Annotated in this window: 22 protein-coding genes; 5 read left to right on the top strand and 17 right to left on the bottom strand. The window is 71.4% G+C overall.

Going from position 1 to position 20,393, the window contains the following annotated elements; translation table 11 throughout:
• Nucleotides 1-25 precede the first annotated feature (25 nt).
• The 4 genes from iolD to iolC are packed head-to-tail and all read right to left on the bottom strand — an operon-like array spanning nucleotide 26 to nucleotide 4,662.
• The gene (gene iolD, locus KIK06_RS27105) at nucleotides 26-1,909 is read right to left on the bottom strand and encodes a 3D-(3,5/4)-trihydroxycyclohexane-1,2-dione acylhydrolase (decyclizing) (RefSeq protein WP_017598577.1); all 1,884 of its coding nucleotides are present in this window, start codon (nucleotides 1,907-1,909) and stop codon (nucleotides 26-28) included.
• Complete coding sequence (iolB, locus tag KIK06_RS27100) at nucleotides 1,909-2,799, bottom strand: 5-deoxy-glucuronate isomerase (RefSeq protein WP_268645602.1); 891 nt, start codon at nucleotides 2,797-2,799, stop codon at nucleotides 1,909-1,911. Before iolB ends, iolD begins: the two co-directional genes overlap by 1 nt.
• A complete protein-coding gene (locus KIK06_RS27095; protein ID WP_017598575.1) occupies nucleotides 2,796-3,689 on the bottom strand; it encodes a Cgl0159 family (beta/alpha)8-fold protein in 894 nt (297 codons plus the stop codon). The genes iolB and KIK06_RS27095 overlap by 4 nt, the downstream gene beginning before the upstream one ends.
• A complete protein-coding gene (iolC, locus tag KIK06_RS27090) occupies nucleotides 3,679-4,662 on the bottom strand; it encodes a 5-dehydro-2-deoxygluconokinase (protein WP_442789804.1) in 984 nt (327 codons plus the stop codon). The genes KIK06_RS27095 and iolC overlap by 11 nt, the downstream gene beginning before the upstream one ends.
• A 230-nt stretch (nucleotides 4,663-4,892) precedes the next feature.
• Here iolC and KIK06_RS27085 point away from each other — a divergent pair, with 230 nt between their 5' ends.
• Nucleotides 4,893-5,969, top strand: a complete 1,077-nt coding sequence (locus KIK06_RS27085; RefSeq protein WP_241479598.1) for a LacI family DNA-binding transcriptional regulator — start codon at nucleotides 4,893-4,895, stop codon at nucleotides 5,967-5,969.
• 2 nt (nucleotides 5,970-5,971) lie between these two features.
• Here KIK06_RS27085 and KIK06_RS27080 read toward each other — a convergent pair whose 3' ends face one another.
• Nucleotides 5,972-6,976 (bottom strand): Gfo/Idh/MocA family protein, encoded by a 1,005-nt coding sequence (locus tag KIK06_RS27080; RefSeq protein WP_268645601.1) that lies wholly within the window; start codon nucleotides 6,974-6,976, stop codon nucleotides 5,972-5,974.
• A gap of 224 nt (nucleotides 6,977-7,200) precedes the next feature.
• Between KIK06_RS27080 and KIK06_RS27075 the strand changes: the two genes are divergently transcribed.
• The 3 genes from KIK06_RS27075 (at nucleotide 7,201) to KIK06_RS27065 (ending at nucleotide 9,469) form a co-directional block, all read left to right on the top strand.
• On the top strand, nucleotides 7,201-7,941 hold the full coding sequence (locus tag KIK06_RS27075) for a GntR family transcriptional regulator (protein WP_268645600.1): 741 nt from the start codon (nucleotides 7,201-7,203) through the stop codon (nucleotides 7,939-7,941).
• 109 nt (nucleotides 7,942-8,050) lie between these two features.
• Nucleotides 8,051-8,647, top strand: a complete 597-nt coding sequence (locus KIK06_RS27070) for a Uma2 family endonuclease (protein WP_268645599.1) — start codon at nucleotides 8,051-8,053, stop codon at nucleotides 8,645-8,647.
• 336 nt (nucleotides 8,648-8,983) lie between these two features.
• Nucleotides 8,984-9,469: an ATP-binding protein gene (locus tag KIK06_RS27065; protein WP_268645598.1), complete on the top strand. Its 486-nt coding sequence runs from the start codon at nucleotides 8,984-8,986 to the stop codon at nucleotides 9,467-9,469.
• 30 nt (nucleotides 9,470-9,499) lie between these two features.
• On the opposite strand, the gene KIK06_RS27060 is transcribed toward KIK06_RS27065, so the two are convergent.
• From KIK06_RS27060 to rplM, 4 genes are all read right to left on the bottom strand, one after another.
• Complete coding sequence (locus KIK06_RS27060; RefSeq protein ID WP_268645597.1) at nucleotides 9,500-10,489, bottom strand: ROK family glucokinase; 990 nt, start codon at nucleotides 10,487-10,489, stop codon at nucleotides 9,500-9,502.
• Between the two features lie 99 nt (nucleotides 10,490-10,588).
• Nucleotides 10,589-11,926 (bottom strand): phosphoglucosamine mutase, encoded by a 1,338-nt coding sequence (gene glmM / locus KIK06_RS27055; protein ID WP_017598567.1) that lies wholly within the window; start codon nucleotides 11,924-11,926, stop codon nucleotides 10,589-10,591.
• A 161-nt stretch (nucleotides 11,927-12,087) separates the two neighbouring features.
• On the bottom strand, nucleotides 12,088-12,597 hold the full coding sequence (gene rpsI / locus KIK06_RS27050) for a 30S ribosomal protein S9 (RefSeq protein WP_017598566.1): 510 nt from the start codon (nucleotides 12,595-12,597) through the stop codon (nucleotides 12,088-12,090).
• A 37-nt stretch (nucleotides 12,598-12,634) separates the two neighbouring features.
• Nucleotides 12,635-13,084: a 50S ribosomal protein L13 gene (gene rplM, locus KIK06_RS27045; protein WP_017598565.1), complete on the bottom strand. Its 450-nt coding sequence runs from the start codon at nucleotides 13,082-13,084 to the stop codon at nucleotides 12,635-12,637.
• Nucleotides 13,085-14,480: 1,396 nt separating this feature from the next.
• Between rplM and KIK06_RS27040 the strand changes: the two genes are divergently transcribed.
• Nucleotides 14,481-15,305 carry a hypothetical protein gene (locus KIK06_RS27040; protein ID WP_193789756.1) on the top strand — a complete coding sequence of 275 codons (825 nt, stop codon included), beginning with the start codon at nucleotides 14,481-14,483 and terminating at the stop codon, nucleotides 15,303-15,305.
• A 117-nt stretch (nucleotides 15,306-15,422) separates the two neighbouring features.
• Here KIK06_RS27040 and truA read toward each other — a convergent pair whose 3' ends face one another.
• From truA to KIK06_RS27000, 8 genes are all read right to left on the bottom strand, one after another.
• Nucleotides 15,423-16,268, bottom strand: coding sequence for a tRNA pseudouridine(38-40) synthase TruA (gene truA / locus KIK06_RS27035; RefSeq protein ID WP_268645596.1), 846 nt, complete (start codon nucleotides 16,266-16,268; stop codon nucleotides 15,423-15,425).
• A 98-nt stretch (nucleotides 16,269-16,366) separates the two neighbouring features.
• Nucleotides 16,367-16,852 (bottom strand): 50S ribosomal protein L17, encoded by a 486-nt coding sequence (gene rplQ / locus KIK06_RS27030; RefSeq protein ID WP_017598563.1) that lies wholly within the window; start codon nucleotides 16,850-16,852, stop codon nucleotides 16,367-16,369.
• 70 nt (nucleotides 16,853-16,922) lie between these two features.
• A complete protein-coding gene (locus tag KIK06_RS27025) occupies nucleotides 16,923-17,945 on the bottom strand; it encodes a DNA-directed RNA polymerase subunit alpha (protein ID WP_017598562.1) in 1,023 nt (340 codons plus the stop codon).
• A gap of 181 nt (nucleotides 17,946-18,126) precedes the next feature.
• The gene (gene rpsK, locus KIK06_RS27020) at nucleotides 18,127-18,534 is read right to left on the bottom strand and encodes a 30S ribosomal protein S11 (RefSeq protein WP_017598561.1); all 408 of its coding nucleotides are present in this window, start codon (nucleotides 18,532-18,534) and stop codon (nucleotides 18,127-18,129) included.
• A 66-nt stretch (nucleotides 18,535-18,600) separates the two neighbouring features.
• The gene (gene rpsM / locus KIK06_RS27015; RefSeq protein ID WP_017598560.1) at nucleotides 18,601-18,981 is read right to left on the bottom strand and encodes a 30S ribosomal protein S13; all 381 of its coding nucleotides are present in this window, start codon (nucleotides 18,979-18,981) and stop codon (nucleotides 18,601-18,603) included.
• A 206-nt stretch (nucleotides 18,982-19,187) separates the two neighbouring features.
• On the bottom strand, nucleotides 19,188-19,301 hold the full coding sequence (rpmJ, locus tag KIK06_RS27010; protein WP_013156136.1) for a 50S ribosomal protein L36: 114 nt from the start codon (nucleotides 19,299-19,301) through the stop codon (nucleotides 19,188-19,190).
• Nucleotides 19,302-19,353: 52 nt separating this feature from the next.
• Entirely contained in the window at nucleotides 19,354-19,575 is a 222-nt protein-coding gene (infA, locus tag KIK06_RS27005) for a translation initiation factor IF-1 (RefSeq protein ID WP_013156135.1), read from the bottom strand.
• A 355-nt stretch (nucleotides 19,576-19,930) separates the two neighbouring features.
• Entirely contained in the window at nucleotides 19,931-20,389 is a 459-nt protein-coding gene (locus KIK06_RS27000; protein WP_026127590.1) for a DUF1707 SHOCT-like domain-containing protein, read from the bottom strand.
• Nucleotides 20,390-20,393 lie beyond the last annotated feature (4 nt).

Below are 20,393 nucleotides of genomic sequence, written 5' to 3'. Positions count from 1 at the left end.
GTGGATTCCTTGCTTCCGGGAGGCGTCACAGGTAGTGGCGCTGTCCCTGCTTGTGCGAGTGGTAGGTCAGATACGCGTCGCGGGTGCTGTCGAGGTCGGACACCTGGCTGACGGGCACGTCCCACCAGGCGCTGCCGGGCGGGTTGGGGCCCTCCAGGTCGGTCTCGATGTGCACGACCGTGGTGGTGTCGGCCGCCTTGGCCTCGGCGAGGGCCTCACGGAACTCCTCGATCCCGTCGGCGCGGATGACACGGGCGCCCAGGCTCGCGGCGTTGGCCGCCAGGTCGACGGGCAGGACGGACCCGTCGAGCTGGCCGGTGGACGGGTCGCGGTAGCGGTACTTCGTGCCGAACCGCTGGGATCCGAGCTCCTCCGACAGGGATCCGATGGAGGCGAAGCCGTGGTTCTGGACCACGACGATGATCACCTTGATCCCCTCGGAGACCATCGTGACGATCTCCTGGGCCATCATCAGGTAGGACCCGTCGCCGACCAGGACGACCACCTCACGGGAGGGGTCGGCCATCTTGACGCCGGTCCCGCCGGCCACCTCGTAGCCCATGCAGGAGTAGGCGTACTCGACGTGGTAGGCCTTGGGGTCCCTGGCCCGCCACAGCATCTGGAGGTCGCCGGGCATGCTCCCGGCGGCGTTGACGACCACGTCGCGGTCGTCGAGGACGTCGTTGAGCGCCCCGAGCACGGCCGTCTGGGCGGGCAGCGGGCCGTGCTCGACGGTGTAGCAGGCGTCGGTGATCTCGGCCCACTCGTCGGCGAGCTCCCGGGTGCGTGCCCTGTAGTCGGCCGCGACCTCCCAGCCGGCCAGTTCCCGGCGCAGCGCCTCCAGGCCCGTGCGCGCGTCGGAGACCAGCTGGATGGCCGCGTGCTTGGCCGCGTCCAGCCGGGCCACGTTCAGGTTGACGAACGTGACGTCCGGGTGCGCGAAGACCGTGTGGCTGGCGGTGGTGAAGTCGCTGTAGCGGGTGCCGACGCCGATCACCACGTCCGCCTCACGGGCGAGCGTGTTGGCGCTCCCGGCGCCGGTGGAGCCGACCCCGCCGACGGCCCGGTCGTGGTCCCACGGGAGTGCTCCCTTCCCCGCGTGGGTGTCGGCGACGGGGATACCGGTGGCCTCGGCGAACTCGCGCAGGGCCGTGCACGCCTCGGAGTAGACCACGCCGCCGCCCGCGACGACCAACGGCCGCTCCGCGCCGCGGATCACGTCGGCGGCCCGCGCCACGGCGTCGGGTTCGGGCACCGGCCGGCCGATGTGCCAGACGCGCCTGCGGAAGAACTCCACCGGCCAGTCGTGGGCCTCGGCCTGGACGTCCTGGGGCAGGCACAGGGTGACCGCGCCGGTCTCCACCGGGTCGGTGAGCACCCGCATCGCCGCCTGGGCCGCCGGGATCAGCTGTTCGGGGCGCGTGATCCGGTCGAAGTACTTGGAGACCGGGCGGAAGGCGTCGTTGACGGTGACGTCGCCGCCGCGGGTGTCCTCCAACTGCTGGAGCACCGGATCGGGCAGGCGCGTGGCGAACATGTCGCTGGGCAGCAGCAGGACCGGGACGCGGTTGGTGGTGGCCAGCGCGGCGCCGGTGACCATGTTGGTGGAACCGGGGCCGGTCGAGGCCGAGCACGCGAAGGTCTGGAGCCGGTCGCGGGTCTTGGCGAACCCGACGCTGGCGTGGACCATGCCCTGCTCGTTGCGGGCCAGGTAGTAGGGCAGGTCGGCCTCGCCGGTCCTGGCGGCCTGGAGCAGCGCCTGGCCGAGGCCGGCGACGTTGCCGTGCCCGAAGATGCCCCACACCCCGGGGATGAACCGCCGTTCGACGCCGTCGCGCTCGCTGTACTGCGCGGCGAGGAAGCGGACCAGGGCCTGGGCCGTGGTGAGCCTGACGGTGGACTGGGCCATCACGCCTCCCTCTCGGCGGTGGAGGTCAGCGGCAGGCGCCGGTCCATCTCCTGGTCGGCCCAGGTCTGGCGCACCCACCCGTGGGCGGGGTCGTCGCAGATCTTCCAGGCGCGTTCCTCTCCAGGGCCCGCCATGACGTTCAGGTAGTAGAGGTCGTACCCGGGAGCGGCCATGGAGGGGCCGTGCCACCCGTGCGGGATGAGGACGGCGTCCCCGCCGCGGACCTCCTCGAAGACGTCGATGGGACGCTCCTCGGTCCCGTACACCCTCTGGTAGCCGATGCCGGGGCCGGAGGGCCCCTCGGAGACCTCGTAGTAGTAGATCTCCTCCAGTTCGCACTCGGTCTCGGTGACCTCGTCGTGCTTGTGCGGCGGGTAGGAGGACCAGTTGGACGCGGGGGTGAGCACCTCGCAGGCGATGAGACGGTCCGCCTCGAAGGTCCCGGGCACGCAGAAGTTGTTCACCTGGCGGCTGGACTGGCCGGCGCCGCGCAGCTCGACCGGGACGTCCTCGGCGGCGCCGTACCTGGCGGTCAGGCGCCGGTCGCAGCGCGCGGACGGGAGCGCGAACCGGCCGCCCTGCGCGCTGGTGACCGTGGCGCGGGCGTCGCGCGGCAGGTAGACGAAGTCGGTGACCCGGCTGAACACGCTCCGCCGCCCGGTGACCCGGAACTCGCGACCGTCCACCGTGACGACGCAGCCGCCGTTCAGCGGCAGGACGAGCGTCTCGGCGTCCCCGGTGGCGATCTCCTCGGCGGCGCCGGGCGCCAGTTCCAGGACGCGCAGCCCGGAGTAGCCCCACCCCGCGGACTCGGGGGTGATGACGGTCCGGAAGGGCGCGGCCGCGGTGCTCCCCGCGGGCAGGTAGTGCTTACCGTTGGTTGGACTCACAGCAACCCCACAGCGGTGTCGACGGCGGCCACGACGTCGTCGTCGGCCGGGTACAGCAGGGACCGGCCCACCGTCAGGCCGATGACGTTGGGCAGTTTGAGCGCCTCGCCCCAGCGGGTGAACGCGGCGTCGGGGTCCTCCGGCAGCTCCCCGCCCAGCAGGACCGTGGGCAGGGTGGAGGTGGCCACGACCCGCTCCATCTCGTCCACGACCGGGAGCTTGAGCCAGGTACGGGCCGAGGTGTTGCCGAGCCCGGCGCCGATGGCGACGGAGCGGGCGACCGCGTCCGGCGACAGGTCGTTGCGGACCACGCCCTCGGTGCGACCGGAGATGAACGGCTCGACCATGGCCGTGAGGCGGGCGGCGTTGAGCTCGTCGACCGCCCTGGCGCAGCTCTCCAGGGTCGGGATGGTCCGGTCGTCGTCGTAGTCCAGGCGGAGCAGCATCTTGCCGCCCTCGAATCCCATCCGGGCGATCCCGGCGGCGTCGTAGCCGGTGAAGCGGTCGTCGATCTCCCACGCGGCACCGGCCAGCCCGCCGCGGTTCATCGAGCCGAAGACCGACTTGCCGTCCAGGACCCCGCTCCCGTCGGGGTTTCGCAACAGGAGCAGGTCCTCCAGGATGTCCGCCGTGGCCAGGACACCGGTGACGCCGGGGCGCGCCAGCGCGGTGCGCAGCCGGTCGAGCAGGTCGACGCGGTCGGCCATGGCCATCGGACGGCTACCCGAGCGCAGCGCGCCGCGGGCGGGGTGGTCGGCGGCGACGATCATCGCCTTGCCGTTCTCTCCCACGGGCGAGGTGGGCCGGACCCTCCGGGCCGCGGCGTCGGCGATCGCGTCGGGGTGGTACAGGCGGGTCTCGACAATGGACCTGAGCAGGTCAACCGACATGATCCGCCTCCTCCAGCTTGGCCTCGACCTCGGCGGAGGTGGGCATGGCGTCGGAACAGGACAGGCGGGAGGCGACGATGGCACCCGCGGCGTTGGCGAAGCGCATGACGCGTTCGGTGTCCCACCCGGAGAGCAGGCCGTGGCACAGCGCGCCGCCGAAGGCGTCGCCCGCGCCGAGGCCGTTGACCACCTCGACGGGGACCGGAGGGACGCTGACCTGGCCGGAGTCGTCCACGGCGAGTACACCGGCGGGCCCCTGCTTGACGACGGCGAGGTCGATTCCGGCCGCGCGACCGGCCTTCGCCGCGGCCTGGGGGTCGCGGTCCCCGACAGCGGTCTCCCACTCGTCGAGGTTGCCCGCGGCGACGGTGGCGTACGGGAGCGCCTCGGCGACCCAGTGGCGGGCCTCCTCACGGGACTCCCAGAACATCGGCCGGTAGTCGAGGTCGATGATGGTGATGCCCCGCCGGTCCCGTGCCCGGAGGGCCTCCAGGGTGGCGGTGCGGCTCGGCTCCTGGCTCAGACCGGTGACGGTCACCCAGAACACGTCCGCCGCGGCGATCGCGTCCAGATCGAGGTCCTCGGCCCGGATCATCAGATCGGGCGCGACGGGGTCGCGGCCGTAGAAGTACAGGGGGAAATCGTCCGGAGGGAAGATCTCGCAGAACGTCACGGGGGTCGGCAGGTCGGCGACCGGCGTGACGAAGCGGTCGTCGACGCCGAACCCGCGCAGCGCCTGGTGGACGAACCGGCCGAAGGGGTCGTCGCCGGTACGGGTGATCACGGCGGACCGGTGACCGTGCCGCGCGGCGGCGACGGCGACGTTGGTGGGGCTGCCGCCCAGGAACTTGCCGAAGGAGCTCACCGTGTCCAGGCCGACCCCGGTCTGCTCGGGGTAGACGTCGACGCCGACGCGGCCCATGGTGACGACGCCGAAGGGCGCGTCGGAGCTTCGGGCTGCACTGGCGTTCACGGGGACCTCCGTGGATAGCGGTACACCGGGACTTCTCTTCTCTTCCTCGGGTTCGGTTCGTCGGTGATGTCCCGCGATACGGCGACACCGGTCGCGGGCGGATGGGAATCCCGGGACTAGCGCGCTCTACTAGAGCGCTCTAGACTGGGCAATGGTGATCCAACACACATGTCGTGTCAATACCCCGTTCCGGATCTGGTAGTAGATGTAGGGCGATGGGAGGCGACAGGGTGACCAGCACGGACGGCGATACCGCCCAGGGGGGCGACGACGCCTCGCAGCGCCCGAACAGGCGCGGGAACCGGCGCCCCACCATGGAGGACGTCGCCGCCCGGGTCGGGGTCTCGCGCGCCCTGGTCTCCGTGGTCTTCCGCGACGCCCCCGGCGCGAGCCCGCAGACCCGTGCGCGGGTTCTGCGCGCGGCCGAGGAGATCGGCTACCGGCCGGACGTGGCCGCGCGAACCCTGGCCAGCTCGCGGAGCCGGGTGCTCGGCGTCATGCTCACCGTGCACAACGCCTTCCACGCCGACCTGGTCGAGGCGGTGTACGCGGAGGCGGAGAGGGTCGGCTACGACATCCTCCTGTCCGCGCACGCGCGCACCCGGCACACGGAGAAGGCCGTCGGCGCCCTGCTCGGGCACCGCTGCGAGGCGCTGATCCTGCTCGGCCCCGAGACGACCACGGACTTCCTCGGCGAGGTGGTCGAGAGGACGCCCGTGGTGTCGGTCGGCCCGCGCTTCCCCGGTGTCCACGTGGACACCGTGCGCACGGCCGAGGGCAAGGCGACCCGGCAGGCGCTCGACCATCTGGCGGGACTCGGCCACCGGGACATCACCCACCTGGACGGCGGCGCCTGCGCTGGCTCGGCCGAGCGCAGGCGGGCCTACCGTGACTGGATGCGCCGCCGCGGCCTGGCCGACCACGCGCGGGTCCTGCCGGGTGACCACACCGAGTCCAGCGGAGCCGAGGCCGCGCACCGGCTGCTCGCCGAAGGGCGCATCCCCACCGCGCTGTTCGCCAGCAACGACCGGTCCGCGATCGGCTTCCTCGACGCGATCACCCGCGCCGGAGTGCGGGTCCCCGAGGACGTCTCGCTGGTCGGCTTCGACGACATCCCGCTGGCCCGGCTCGCGCACATCCAGCTGACGACGGTCCGCCAGGACGTCCAGGGGCTGGCTCGCGAGGCCGTACGCGCCGCCATCGACCGGTTGGCGTCGCCGAACCCGCCCCCGCGGGTCAGCGTGCTCGAACCGGAGCTCGTGGTGCGCGGCACGACGACCGCCCCGCGGGCCGCCGAGGCTTCCTGAGTTCACGGGCGCACCTCCTCGATCCGCACCGGTCGGCCCGCACGGCGCGACCGCTCGGCGGCGTCCGCGACCAGGACGGCCTCCAGGGCGTCGGCGACCGTGCACGGGCTGGGGCCGCCCTCGCGCACGGCGCTGAGGAAGGCGGCGATCTCGGCGCCGTAGGCGGGGGCGAACCGGGACCAGAACTCCCGGTAGGGGTCCTGGGAGGGGAAGTCCACCCCCGCCTCGGCCGAGCGGAGGGCGGCGTGCCCGTCGAGTCCGACCGCGATGGTCCCGGCCGAACCGGCCAGCTCCATCCGCACGTCGTACCCTCCGCCGTTGTAGCGGGAGCCCTGCACGGTGGCCAGGGTTCCGTCGTCCATGCGCAGGACGGCCGCCGCGGTGTCGACGTCGTCGGCCGCGGCGAAGTAGTCGGCGCCGCGGTTGGCGCCGTAGGCGTGGACCTCCACGACCTCGCGACCGGTGACCCAACGCAGGATGTCGAAGTCGTGCACGAGGCAGTCACGGAAGAGGCCGCCCGAGGTCGGCAGGTACTCGGCGGGCGGCGGGGCCGCGTCGCAGGTCACGGCGTGCACGCGGTGCAGCTCTCCCAGTTCCCCGTCGCGCAGGGCCCGCCGCGCCTCGGCGTACCCGGCGTCGAAGCGCCGCATGAAGCCGATGTGGACCAGGGCCTGGCGTTTGTCGACCTCGCGGAGGACGTCGACGGTCTCCGCGACGGTGGGCGCGACCGGCTTCTCGCAAAAGACCGGGATTCCGGCTCGGACCCCGGCGAGGATGAGCTCGGCGTGCGCGGAGGTGGCGGCGGTGACCACGAGCGCGTCGACCGCTCCGGGATGGAGGAGGGTGTCGATGGCTCCGGCGACGTGGGCCCCGACCCGACCGGCGACGTCGCGAGCGCGGGCGCCGTCGGCGTCCGCCAGGACGAGCTCGTCGACTTCGGCCCGCGCGGCGACGGCGGCCGCGTGCGACTCGCCGATGCGTCCCGTTCCCACCAACCCGACGCGCATGCCCACCCCTCCCGGTGTCCGGACTCCAGGGCCGGTCGGCCCCGGGGCTCACGTGGCTGTTTCGTGGATCACAGCCACGACCCCATGTTCACTCAGGCGAAACGAGCCTGTCAACAGTTTGTCTAGACATAAGTACCTATGAACTTACAGACAACCGGGCATCACTACACTGATCAAGGGAGGGAGACGCCCTCCCGGACTCCCCACGACGAACGGACGCGCACGTGACCGAGACCCCGCTGTCGATCCCGATCGACCGCTCCAGCCCGGTGCCCCTGTACTTCCAGGTGGCCCAGGAACTGGAGCGGCGCATCACGTCGGGCGAGCTGGCCGTGGGCACGCGCCTGGAGAACGAGCTCGTCCTCGCCGAACGGCTCGGACTGTCCCGGCCCACGCTCCGCCGCTCCATCGAGTACCTGGTGGACCGGGGGCTCCTGGTCCGCAAACGCGGCGTGGGAACCCAGGTCGTCATGCCCCGCGTACGCCGACCGCTGGAGCTGTCCAGCCTGTACGACGACCTGAGCCGCGCCGGGGAACACCCCCGGACCGAGGTCCTGAGGCTGGCCGTGGAGGCCCCGCCGGACGCGGTCGCCACCTTGCTGGAGGTCGCCCCCGGAACCGAGGTGTACGTGTTGGAGCGGCTCCGCTACGCGCGAGACGAACCACTGGCCCTCATGCACAACTACCTGCCCGTCGGGCTGGTCGGCCTCGACGAGGAGAAACTCGCCCGCCAGGGGCTCTACCAGCTGCTGCGGGCGGCGGGCGTCACGCTGAAGATCGCCTCGCAGAGCATCGGGGCGCGCAACGCCACGGCCGCGGAGGCGCGCGCGCTCGACGAGCCCCGCGGGGCCCCGCTGCTGACCATGGAGCGCACCGTCTACGACGACGTCGGCCGGGTGGTCGAGGTCGGATCGCACGTGTACCGGGCCTCGCGCTACTCCTTCGAGCTCACCCTGACCGACTGATCCCCCCACCGCGAATCCCCGCGATCGTGTCGTCACCCCGCGCTACGTTCCTGCCATGAGAAGACCGGCAGCACTAGAGCGGCCTCAGGAATCGACCCCGGAGGATTCGATGACCGCCGAGCCGCTCCCCGACTGGTCCACCCCTCCTCCCGGCGGCTGGACCGCCGATGACATGGACGAACTCCCTCCGGGTGTCCCCCGGATGGAACTCATCGACGGAGCGCTCGTTTTGCTGTCCCCCCAGACCCGATTCCACAGCCAGGTCATGCGCCGTCTGGCCAACGTCCTGGAAGACGCTGCCCCCGAAGGGGTCGACGTCCTCCTGGAGATGACCATGAAGCTGGGCAAGCACCAGCGGCCGGAGCCGGACGTCCTCGTCTACCGGCACGAGGAGGGGGACGAGGGCCACGTCGACTGGTACCGGGCCACCCACGTCCCACCCGAGGACGCGCTCATCGCCGTCGAGGTCGTGTCCGAGGAGCCCCGAGACCGGGACCGCACCACGAAGCCGCTCAAGTACGCCCAGGCGGGCATCCCCCACTTCTGGCGGATCGAGCGGGTGGACGGCGGTCCCGCCATCCACGTGTACGAGCTCGACGGCGTGCGGGACCCCAGGTACGTTCCCATCACCATCGCCCGGGAGCGACTCAAGGTGGACGTCCCGTTCCCCATCGACATCGACGTGAGGGCGCTGGGCCGGAGGTAACACCGCCCGAAGGCGCCCAGAACACCCGGGCCGGGTCGGGCCGGGTCGGCACCAGCCGATCCGGCCCGCCGTCCTCGCCCCAGGTCGACAGGGGCAGATTGTCTGTAATTATGTCTAGACAACCTGTTGACTTCTTGTTCGAGCAGCGATAAACCTGAGTTACCAGTGATCTGCGCCACACGCGAACTTCTCCCCGGACCGATCCGCGGGCCTACGCCGGTGGCGCGTCACGTCGACGAGCCAGGGCTCGCGCGCCCCGTGGCGGGGACATCACGACGATCGCGGCGTCCACGCCCCAGGCCCCGCGTCGATCCGTTGCCCGAAGGAGATGGCGACATGTACACGCGCGACGTCGCGTTCGTGAGCGGTGTGGACTCCGCGCGTTCGCGTGAGCCGGCCCCCGCGCCCCGGGCCACCTGGCGGCTCCCGGACACGCCCGCCGCGGCCCGCCTCGCCCGCGGGTTCGTGGCGGAGTTCCTCCGGAACCTGAGGCACGACCGGCCCGACCACCACGACCCGGACCTCGACCACCGGACCAGCCTCGTCGTCAGCGAACTGGTCACCAACGCCGTCGTCCACGGCCAGCCGCCCGTCGACCTCTCCGTCGTCTGGACAGCCGCCGACACGGGGTTGCGGATCGACGTCCACGACCGGGGCGACGCACCGTCCCCGTCGGCCGCCCCGTCCGCCTCGGAGGGGGGCGACACGGGCGAGGAGTCGGGGCGCGGCCTGTTCCTGGTCTCGCTCATGGCGGCCCGCTGGGGCATCGGCCCCCGGCTGCCCTACGGCACCCACGCCTGGGCCGAGCTGCGCACCGCCTGACCCCGTCCGAGCCTCAGCCCGCCCCGGTGGTCAGTGCTCCTGGTGCGGAAGCGTCTCCCTCGCCAGGTCGGCGGCGCCGATCAGACCCGCCTCGTTGCCCAGTGCCGCCGCGACCACGCGCGCGGTCGGCCGGTAGCCCCGCCCGGTCAGGTTGCGCTCGAAGGCCGTCCGCGCCGGGCCGAGCAGCAGCTCACCTGCCTCCGACACTCCCCCGCCGATGATGAACAGCTCCGGGTCGAACGCGGCCGCCAGGTTGGCCAGGCCGGTCCCCAGCCACGCCCCCACGTCCTCCAGGATCTCCACGCACGCCCGGTCGCCCTTGCTCGCCAGTTCGCTGACCAGGGGGCCGGTGATCTGCCTGGCGTCGCCACCCACGGCCTGGTGCAGCATCCGCGCCACGGGCGACTCGGCGCGCACCAGTTCCCGGGCCTCCCGGGTCACGGCGTTCCCGCTCGCGTACTGTTCCCAGCAGCCCCGGTTGCCGCACTCGCACCGGTGGCCGCCCGGCACCACCGTCATGTGGCCGAACTCCCCCGCCAGCCCGTAACGGCCACGGTGCAGCCGACCGCCGAGGACCACCGCCCCGCCGATCCCGGTGCCCAGGTTCACCACCACGACGTTGTCCACGCCCTGCCCCACCCCGGCGCGCACCTCCGCCCAGGCGGCGGCGTTGGCGTCGTTCTCCACCACGACCGGCAGGTCGAGGCGGTCGGTGAGCGCGTCACGGAGCGGCTCCCGGCGCCACGACAGGTGCGGGGCGAACAGGACGTTCGCTCGTTGCTCATCGACGAACCCCGCGGCGCCCACCCCCACGGCGGCCACGGTGAACTCCCGCATCAGTTCCCGGACGACGCCGACGATCGTCTCCTCGACGACGGCCGGGCTCTTGCTCCGCTCCGGAGTCTCGGTCCGCAGGCGCGCCAGTACCTGCCCCTCGGCCGTGACCACACCGGCGGCCACCTTGGTCCCGCCGATGTCCACCCCGATCGTCAGGATGTCCTCGGTCCGTGACTCCGTCATACGTTCCACTCCCGTGTCCTGACACGCGATGACCGGGGACCGCGCGCGGTCCCCGGTCATCACAACACTCACACGCCCGTGTCTCTGCCCACGGGTCCCCTAGCCCAGCGCCGACCGCACGGCGGCGGCCAGGCGTTCGGCCACGGCGCCGGCCTGCTCCTGCTCCGGGGCCTCGACCATCACGCGCACCTTCGGCTCGGTCCCGCTGGGCCGGAGCAGCACGCGCCCGCTACCACCGAGCTCGGCCTCGGCCTCACGCACGGCGGCGGCGAGCTCCTCGGACTCGTGGGTCCGGGCCTTGTCCACACCGGACACGTTGACCAGCACCTGCGGCAGCCGCGTCATCACCTTGGCCAGCTCCGCCAGTCCCAGCTGCCGCCGCGCCATCGCGGCGAGCAGGTGCAGGCCGCACAGGACGCCGTCGCCGGTGGTCGCGTGGTCCAGCAGGATGACGTGCCCGGACTGCTCACCGCCCAGACCGAACCCGCCGCGTTTCATCTCCTCCAGGACGTACCGGTCGCCGACCGCGGTCTCCACCACGGCGATGCCCTCGCGCTCCATCGCCTGCTTGAGCCCGAGGTTGGACATGACCGTCACCACCAGGGTGTCCTCGGCCAGGCGGCCCGCCTCCTTGGCCTCCACCGCCAGGATCGCGAGGATGTGGTCGCCGTCGACCACCCGCCCCTCGGAATCCACGGCCAGGCAGCGGTCGGCGTCACCGTCGTTGGCGATACCGGCGTCCGCGCCGTGCCGCACCACCGCCTCCCGGAGCGCCTCCAGGTGCGTGGACCCGCACCCCTCGTTGATGTTGAGCCCGTCCGGTCGGTCACCGATCGTCACGACCTCGGCGCCCGCCCGGCGCAGCGCCTCGGGCGCCACGGCGGACGACGCGCCGTTGGCGCAGTCCACGACGACCTTCAACCCGTCCAGCCGGTGCGGCAGCGATGACAGCACGTGCCCGACGTAGCGTTCCGCCCCGTCGGTGGCGTCGGTGACCCGTCCGACCTCGTCGCCCACGGCGGGGGTCGAGGGGACACCGAGCATCCCCTCGATCTCGTCCTCCAGCGCGTCCGCCAGCTTCTGGCCACCGCGCGCGAAGAACTTGATCCCGTTGTCGGGGGCGGGGTTGTGGCTGGCGGAGAGCATGACGCCGAAGTCCGCGTCCAGCTCCCCGGTCAGGAACGCGACGGCGGGGGTCGGCAGGACGCCGACCCGGACGACGTCCACGCCGGTGCTCGCCAGTCCGGCGACCACGGCCGCCTCCAGGAACTCGCCCGAGGCCCTCGGGTCCCGGCCCACGACGGCCAGGGGGCGCCGCCCCTCCGCGCGCTCGGCGAGCACGCGGGCCGCCGCGACGGACAGCTCCAGAGCGAGCGAGGCGGTCAGGTCCCGACCGGCGACACCCCGTACACCATCTGTTCCGAACAGCCGTGCCACAGGCCACAGCCCCTTTCGAAAGCGGCGCCGGACCCGGCGCCGGAGAAGAAGATCGACGTGGCGAGAACGCCACCGAACAAACGAAAAACCCGTACGCCGCCCCCGACTCGGGGACGACGCACGGGTGGAGACTCAGCCGAGCGGGCGTCGGCGCATGAGCACTAGCGCTTGGAGAACTGGGGAGCCTTGCGCGCCTTCTTGAGACCGGCCTTCTTCCGCTCGACCTCGCGGGAGTCGCGGGTGAGGAAGCCGGCCTTCTTCAGGGTCGGACGGTTGTTCTCCGGGTCCAGCGAAGCGAGCGCACGGGCGATGCCGTGGCGCAGCGCACCGGCCTGGCCGCTGGTGCCGCCGCCGTCCAGACGGGCGAAGACGTCGTAGGCGCCGTCGAACCCGAGGGAGACGAACGGCTCCTTGATGGTCTGCTGGTGGACCTTGTCCGGGAAGTACACCTCAAGCGGCTTCCCGTTGACCTTCCACTCACCCGCACCGGGGGTGATGCGGACTCGGGCGACGGCCTGCTTACGGCGACCGGTGCCGGCGCTGGGGCCGGACGCGGTGGGGACGTAGGCGGCGGTCGTCTCGTCGGACTCGCTGGTGTACTCGGAGGGGAACTCCTCCGGGTTCTCCGCGTAGTCCTGGGCGACGTCTTCGATGCCGGTGGGCTCGGACACGGTTCTCCTCGTGCTTCTTGTAAAGTCTCGCGAACGCTTAGGCGGGCTGCTCGATCTTGCTGATCTCGAACGGCACCGGCTGCTGGGCCTGGTGCGGGTGCTCCGGCCCGGCGTACACCTTGAGCTTCTTGGCCATCTGACGGCCGAGCGAACCCTTGGGCAGCATCCCCTTGACGGCCTTCTCGATGGCCCGCTCGGGGTTCTTCTCCAGCAGTTCGGCGTAGGCGACGGAACGCAGACCGCCCGGGTAGCCGGAGTGCCGGTAAGCGCGCTTCTGGGCCAGCTTGTTGCCGGTCAGGGCGACCTTCTCGGCGTTCACGACGATCACGAAGTCGCCGGTGTCGATGTGGGGCGCGTAGTACGGCTTGTGCTTACCCCGGAGGAGCGTGGCAACCTGGCTCGCCATACGCCCGAGCACGAGATCGGTGGCATCGACTACATGCCACTGACGCTGAACATCGCTTGGTTTGGGGCTGTATGTGCGCACGATCGTTTGCCTTCGCTCTTCAGTCGGCTGCCCCATCCCGCACTGGGATGGCGGACTCGTATTACGAAACGCCACCGCGGTTGCGGGGCGTTCTTGGCCGGATGTCCCATGCCAATGAGGACGATCCGGAGGTGAGTGCGCAGACGATGGTGCGTGGATCGGCACCCGACTTCTTCCGAGTCTGGGGCCCACGGCAACTCAACGCACAACGACGGAATATCCTACCTGGCCACCATGCGCAGGTCAAAGCCAGCGGCGGGGCAACCCGGCAAGACCACGCCTGGCGGGAAAGCGCCGGCACGGGGTCACATCCGTGACCTCTCCGCCTTTTATTATGCCTGTCGCCGGGAGTGCTTCGTCCTTCCTCCGCCTCCGCGTTGGCTACGCTTGCACCGAAAGGCCGTTCTCCGCCCGCCTCGACGGGCGCGGACGCGAATCATGGAGACGCCCGTCACGGTAGCCCGGAGCAGGGATCCGGCGGCCGTCCAGTCCCCCCTCTGAGCCTTCGGAGACACCCATCAGTACGCACCCGAACCAGCCGCAGCCCGGCCCCGACGGGTACCCCACCGGCCCGGAGAGCGGTGACGGACAGGACCTGCTCGGCCCCGCCCCGGCCCGGCCCGACGGTCAGCATCCCACACACGGCGCCCCGTCGCCGCACGGCGCGCCCGGGCAGCCGATGCCCCTTCCCCCGCACCCCGACGCGTACGGGCAGCCCTACCCCCCGGCCCCTCCGGCCGGCCCCGGAGGGGCCCAGCCCGGCGCCCCCACCGGACACGTCGGCCCGAGTGGGCCCCAAGCCCCCCCGCGGAACGGTCCGAGCGGCCCGCAGACGCCCGTTCCGAACGGTCCGAGCGGCCCGCAGACACCACCCGGAGCCCCCCGGCCCCCGGCCCTTGGCGCGCCGACCGGCGGGCAACCGCCGATGGATCCCGGCGCGCGGCAGCCGCACGGCCCCGCCCCGATGGGCGGCCGGTCCGGAATGGCACATCTCACCCCCAGTGGTCCGAACCCACCCCTCGGCGCCCCCGGGCCCGGCCAGCGACCGCCCCAGCAGCCTCCGGGCACGGGTCCGCAGGGACCCGCCGGAGCACCGCAGTTCCCCCCTCCGCAGGACCAGCAACACCAGCGGCCCGGCACCGGCCAGCCGCCGTTCCCACCGGGACAGCCCCACACTCCCGGCCCACCCGCGCCGGGAGGCCCCGGTCAGCCTCCGACCGCCTACCAGGGCGCCCCCTCCGGCGGCCACCCCGCCATGACGCCCCAACCGGGAGCGCCACAGGGGCCGCCGCGGGAAGCTCCGATCAACCCGCCTCCGTACGCCCAGATGCCCGGCGCCCCCGGTCAGGCCCCCCAGGGGCATCAACCGCCTCCCCCGCCCCAGGCGCCCGACCCCATGGCCCCGGTGGACGCCGCGGGCCCCACACAGCACATCCAGGCGGTCCCCGCCGCTCCCAGCTCGCGGAACGACCGTCCGCTCTACCGCGACGAGGTCCCCGAGAACGCGGGCGCGGACACCGCGCAGTTCGACCTCCAGGACCTGGACGACTACGACGGCTACCCCGACCAGCGGTCGGACCGGTCCCGGAGCTCCGGTGGGGGAAGGACGAAGATCCTCCTCATCGCGGGCTTCGTCGCGCTGCTCGTCGTCGCGGGCGGCGGCGCCTTCCTGTTCGCCCGGAACGGCGCCTCCTCCGACGGCGCCACCGGCCCCGAGGGCCCGCTGTCCGCCGAGTCCCTGTTCCCGGAGACCATCGACGTCGAGGGCGCCGGCACCTTCACCCGCGTGGTGACGGAGGATGCCGAGGACTGCGCGACCGCCGCCCACGGCGACTACGGCACGGTCCTCACCGAGCAGGGCTGCGAACAGGTCGTCCGGGCCTCCTACCTCAACGAGGACGAGACGCGCGCCGTCACGGTGGGGATCGCCACCATGGCCACGGAGGGCGAGGCGGTCACCGCCCAGGGCGAGCAGGACCTGGTCGCCGCCAAGTGGTTCGCCGGACTCGCGGGCGAGGAGGGCAGCGGCACCGAGCGCCTCGGCTTCGCCGGCGGTTACGGCAGCAGCGGGCAGTGGGGCAACCACATCGTCTTCTCCCTGGCCGCCAACAAGGACGGCAACGACGCCGAGGAGGACTCGGAGGTCGCGACCGAACTCCAGACGATCGGCGAGGGCTTCCTCGGCGAGGCCTTCACACTGCTCACCGGGAGCGGCGGCTGACACGCCACCGCCGACACGCGCGAGGGCACCCGGAATCCGTTCCGGGTGCCCTCTGTGTTCTCAACTGTGTCTTCTACGGCCTCGTGGGCTCGGCACGGGGCCCGGCACGGGGCTCGCTCAGGCCGAGTGCCCCCGGCAGGGCAGCGTCCGCACCCTGCGGGTCGAGGTCGCTCGCTCGGCCAACTCCCCGTCGGCCGGATAGCGCACCTCCTCCAGGCTGAGCCCCTCCGGGCCCACCACGTGCACCGAGGAATCGCGCACAGCGGCCCCGAGCACCTCTCCGGGCCATGTGACCCCCCTGCGGCCGTCCCCGACCGCCAGGAGCGCGCCCACGAGCGCACGGACCATGTTGTGGCAGAACGCGTCCGCCTGGATCGTTCCCCGCAACAGGTACCGGTCCGTGCGCTCCCACTCCAGGCGCAGCAGTTCGCGGATGGTGGTGGCGCCCTCCCGCTTCCTGCAGAACGCCGCGAAGTCGTGCTCGCCCACGAGACGCGCCGCAGCCTCGTTCATCCGGTCCACGTCCAGCGGGCCGCGGTGCCAGAGCACGTACCGCCGCAGCAGCGGGTCGACCCCGTAGGGCGCGTCGCTCACCTGGTAGGCGTAGCGCCGGAACAGCGGCGAGAAGCGCGCGTCGAACCCGGGCGGCGCCAACCTCGCCCCGGTCACCCGCACGTCCTTGGGCAGCACCCCGGCCAGACGGCGCGCCACCCGCTCCCCCTCGCTCTCCCAGGTGGCGGCCGGGATGTCGGCCTGGGCCACCTGGCCCCTGGCGTGCACCCCGGCGTCGGTACGCCCGGCACAGGTCAGCGAGACCGAGGGCAGCCGCAGCACCCGCGCCAGCGCGGCCTCCAGCTCCCCCTGGACCGTGCGCCGACCGGGCTGGACCGCCCATCCGGAGAAGTCCGTGCCGTCGTAGGCGATGTCCAGCCTCAGCCGGACCGTCGTGTCGTTGTCGTCCATCGCACCCATCCCGGAAAACACGAGTGCCCGACCCCCAGGGGATCGGGCACTCGACGAACGGTAGGCGCCGGGTCCTCACCCGACCGCGCCGTCACGTCCTACTTGCTCTCGGAGCTCTCCTCGGCGGAAGCCTCGGCGGTCTCCTCAGCCGGAGCCTCGGCGGTCTCCTCGGCCGGAGCCTCGGTGGCCTCGGCGGCGGGGGCCTTGGCCGGGGCGGCCGGGGCGGCGAGCGCCTCGACGAGCTCGATGATCGCCATCGGGGCGTTGTCACCCTTGCGCGGACCGATCTTGGTGATGCGCGTGTAACCACCGGGGCGGTTCTCGTAGCGCGGGCCGATCTCGGTGAACAGCTCGTGCACGACCGACTTGTCCGTGATCTGCGTCAGGACCTGACGGCGGGCGTGGAGGTCACCGCGCTTGCCGAGGGTGATGAGCTTCTCGGCGTAGGGGCGCAGGCGCTTGGCCTTGGCCTCGGTGGTGCGGACACGGCCGTGCTCGAACAGCGCGGTGGCGAGATTCCGCAGGATGTGCCGCTCGTGAGCGGGCCCGGAACCCAGACGGGCGCCCTTGGTAGGCGTGGGCATGGTGTCGTTCTCCTAGTGATGCGGTCCGCGGCCGCACTCGGCCGGGGACCATGTGGGCGACGAAGGTCGGTTAGTACTGCTCCGTCTCGACGAAGGACTGGCCCTCGTCGTCATCGGAGCCGTAGGAGTCAGCCGCGGTGCTGGGGTCGAATCCGGGCGGGGAGTCCTTCAGCGACAGGCCCATGTCGACGAGCTTCTGCTTGACCTCGTCGATGGACTTGGCACCGAAGTTGCGGATGTCCAACAGGTCCTGCTCGGAGCGGGCAACCAGCTCGCCAACGCTGTGGATGCCCTCACGCTTGAGGCAGTTGTACGACCGGACCGTGAGGTTGAGGTCCTCGATCGGCAGCGCCAGGTCCGCCGCGAGGGCGGCGTCCGTCGGCGACGGGCCCATGTCGATGCCCTCGGCGTCGACGTTGAGCTCACGCGCCAGGCCGAACAGCTCGACCAGGGTCTTGCCCGCGCTGGCGACCGCGTCACGGGGACGGATGGCCGGCTTGGTCTCGATGTCGACGATCAGACGGTCGAAGTCGGTGCGCTGCTCGACACGGGTGGCCTCGACCTTGTACGTCACACGCAGCACGGGCGAGTAGATGGAGTCGATCGGGATCCGGCCGATCTCCTGGCCCGCCTGCTTGTTCTGCGTCGCCGAGACGTAACCGCGGCCGCGCTCGACCGTCAGCTCCATCTCCAGCTTGCCCTTGCCGTTCAGCGTGGCGATGTGCAGGTCGGGGTTGTGCACCTCGACACCGGCCGGCGGAGCGATGTCCGCGGCGGTCACCACACCGGGGCCCTGCTTGCGCAGGTACATCAGCACCGGCTCGTCGTGCTCGGAGCTGACGACCAGGCCCTTGAGGTTGAGGATCATCTCAGTGACGTCCTCCTTGACACCGGGCACGGTGGTGAACTCGTGCTCGACGCCCTCGATGCGGATGCTGGTGACAGCCGCGCCGGGGATGGAGGACAGCAGGGTACGCCGAAGCGAGTTGCCGATGGTGTAACCGAAACCCGGCTCCAGCGGCTCGATGACGAACTTCGAGCGCAGGTCCGAGATGGCTTCCTCGGTCAGCGTGGGACGCTGTGCGATCAACATGGTCCGTGTCTTCCCTTCCACATGGCCGACCGCTATTTGACGGCCATCGGACGGACACCGCCCAGACGGCGGTGCCCACTACTCGGATTCCTACCCAGCCCGCGCGGCCCCAACGGGGACCACGCGGGCCAAGCGCCGCGTACGCTCCGCGCGGTAGGAGGCGCGGAGCGACGCCCGGGGGTCAGACCCGGCGGCGCTTGGGCGGACGGCAGCCGTTGTGCGGAACCGGGGTGACGTCCTGGATGGAGCCGACCTCGAGACCGGTCGCGGTGAGCGAACGGATGGCGGTCTCCCGGCCGGAACCCGGGCCCTTCACGAAGACGTCCACCTTGCGGACGCCGTGCTCCTGGGCGCGGCGCGCGGCGGCCTCGGCGGCCATCTGCGCGGCGTACGGGGTCGACTTACGCGAACCCTTGAAGCCCACCTGTCCGGAGCTGGCCCACGAGATCACGGCACCGGTGGGGTCGGTGATGCTCACGATCGTGTTGTTGAACGTGCTCTTGATGTGAGCGTGACCGTGAACAATGTTCTTCTTTTCCTTGCGGCGCACCTTACGCGCGGCACCCTGCTGACGGCCCTTAGGCGGCATGAGCGAAACTCCCAGAGATCATCGGTCCGTGTGTGTGTCTCGGACGCGGTCGACAGTCCGAGCGGACTACTTCTTACCGGCCTTCTTCTTACCGGCCACGGTCTTCTTCTTGCCCTTGCGGGTGCGGGCGTTCGTCTGCGTGCGCTGACCGCGGACCGGGAGGCCTCGGCGGTGCCGGATGCCCTGGTAGCTGCCGATCTCCATCTTGCGACGGATGTCGGCCTGGACCTCACGACGCAGGTCACCCTCGACCTGGTAGTTGGCGTCGATCCACTCGCGCAGCTTGACCAGGTCCTCTTCGGACAGGTTGTAGACGCGCGTGTTGCCGTCGACACCGGTGTTCTTCAGCGTTTCGAGCGCGCGGGTGCGGCCGACCCCGAAAACGTACGTGAGAGCGATCTCCACCCGCTTGTCGCGGGGGAGGTCGACGCCGGCGATACGTGCCATGTGGGCGAGACTCCATCCAATGTGTGTGCGGAGGTCTGACCCGTTCCACCCTCCCGTCGCCCAACCGACGAGGCCCCGGCCTCCGACCGGGGGTGGTTCCCGAGCACTCCCGGGAATCGGAACAGGTGTTCGTTCTTGCAGGCCCAGTGGGGAACGCGTTCCCCTGCCGGGCGGTCGCGACGCGGAAGCCGCGGCGAGCGAGGGTGCTAGCCCTGGCGCTGCTTGTGCCGCGGGTCCGAGCAAATGACCATGATCCGGCCGTTACGGCGGATCACGCGGCACTTCGCGCAGATCTTCTTCACGCTCGGCTTGACCTTCATGGTGACTCCGAACTCGATGTCACCCGCTCTGGGCCGTGCGGCCCGCGACGGGCTACTTGTAGCGGTAAACGATACGCCCGCGCGTGAGGTCGTACGGGCTCAGCTCCACGACGACGCGGTCGTCGGGGAGAATACGGATGTAGTTCATCCGCATCTTGCCGCTGATGTGGGCAAGGACCTGGTGCCCGTTGTCGAGCTCTACCTTGAACATAGCGTTGGGTAGGGACTCGACAACGGAACCCTCGATCTCGATGGCGCCGTCCTTCTTTGCCATGTCCTCCACGCCTCGCTCATCGATTGGTTGATCAGGACAACCCGACGGGTCCCGGTGTGCCCTCGCATGACACGATGGCCCCGACGACGGTGCAGGAAGCCAACCGTCGTCGACGCCGAAGCACACTGGAAGTTCGGGCCAACTGCGAGAGCGTACGTCGTCGGAAAGACGGGGCACGAAGAAGGCAGACTGACCCAACAGCCCGCGTATGGGCAGTGTCAGTGTATCCCCTTCGGACAAGTACTCCTAACCGACGGGCAGAGCACCCTACACCGTCGCACCCGCGGGGCGAAACGGCCACCCGAGGGGGTGTCGTTCGGGCCGAAGCGAAGCGGCAGGCCCAGGGCGAACACCGTCAGGTGGAACCGTCGTCCGGGCCTCTCTGTGCGGCCAGCACCCCCACGGTCACCACACCCATCACGATCCCCCATGGCCCCAGAACCCACAGGAACCAGGGGTAGCTGTTCTGCCCCGTGAGGAAGAGGATGAGCCAGATGACGAAGCACAGGACGTTGACGCCGCCGTAGAGGATCCACGGCACGATCAGCGCCGGGTCCCGCATGCTGATCGGCGGCGCCACGGCGAACTCGGCGCCCCGGGGACCGGCGCCGGTCAGGTCGGCGAGGTCGCGCTCGGGCAGGTCCCGGGTGACCTCCGCCAGTTCACCGACGGTGCGCGCCTTGTAGACCTGCCCCAACCGGTCGGTGAACTCCTCCTGGTCCAACCGCCCCTGGGCGAACTGCTCCTGGAGGAGTTGGGCCACCCGGTCGCGTTCCTCGTCGGACGTCCGCATCGACGGAACCGGTTCGGACACCGCG

The organism is Nocardiopsis sp. EMB25, from assembly GCF_026797795.1.
GTDB lineage: Bacteria > Actinomycetota > Actinomycetes > Streptosporangiales > Streptosporangiaceae > Nocardiopsis > Nocardiopsis lucentensis.
The sequence above is the reverse complement of the archived record's forward strand: the minus strand, read 5'-3'. Positions and strand labels throughout refer to the sequence as shown.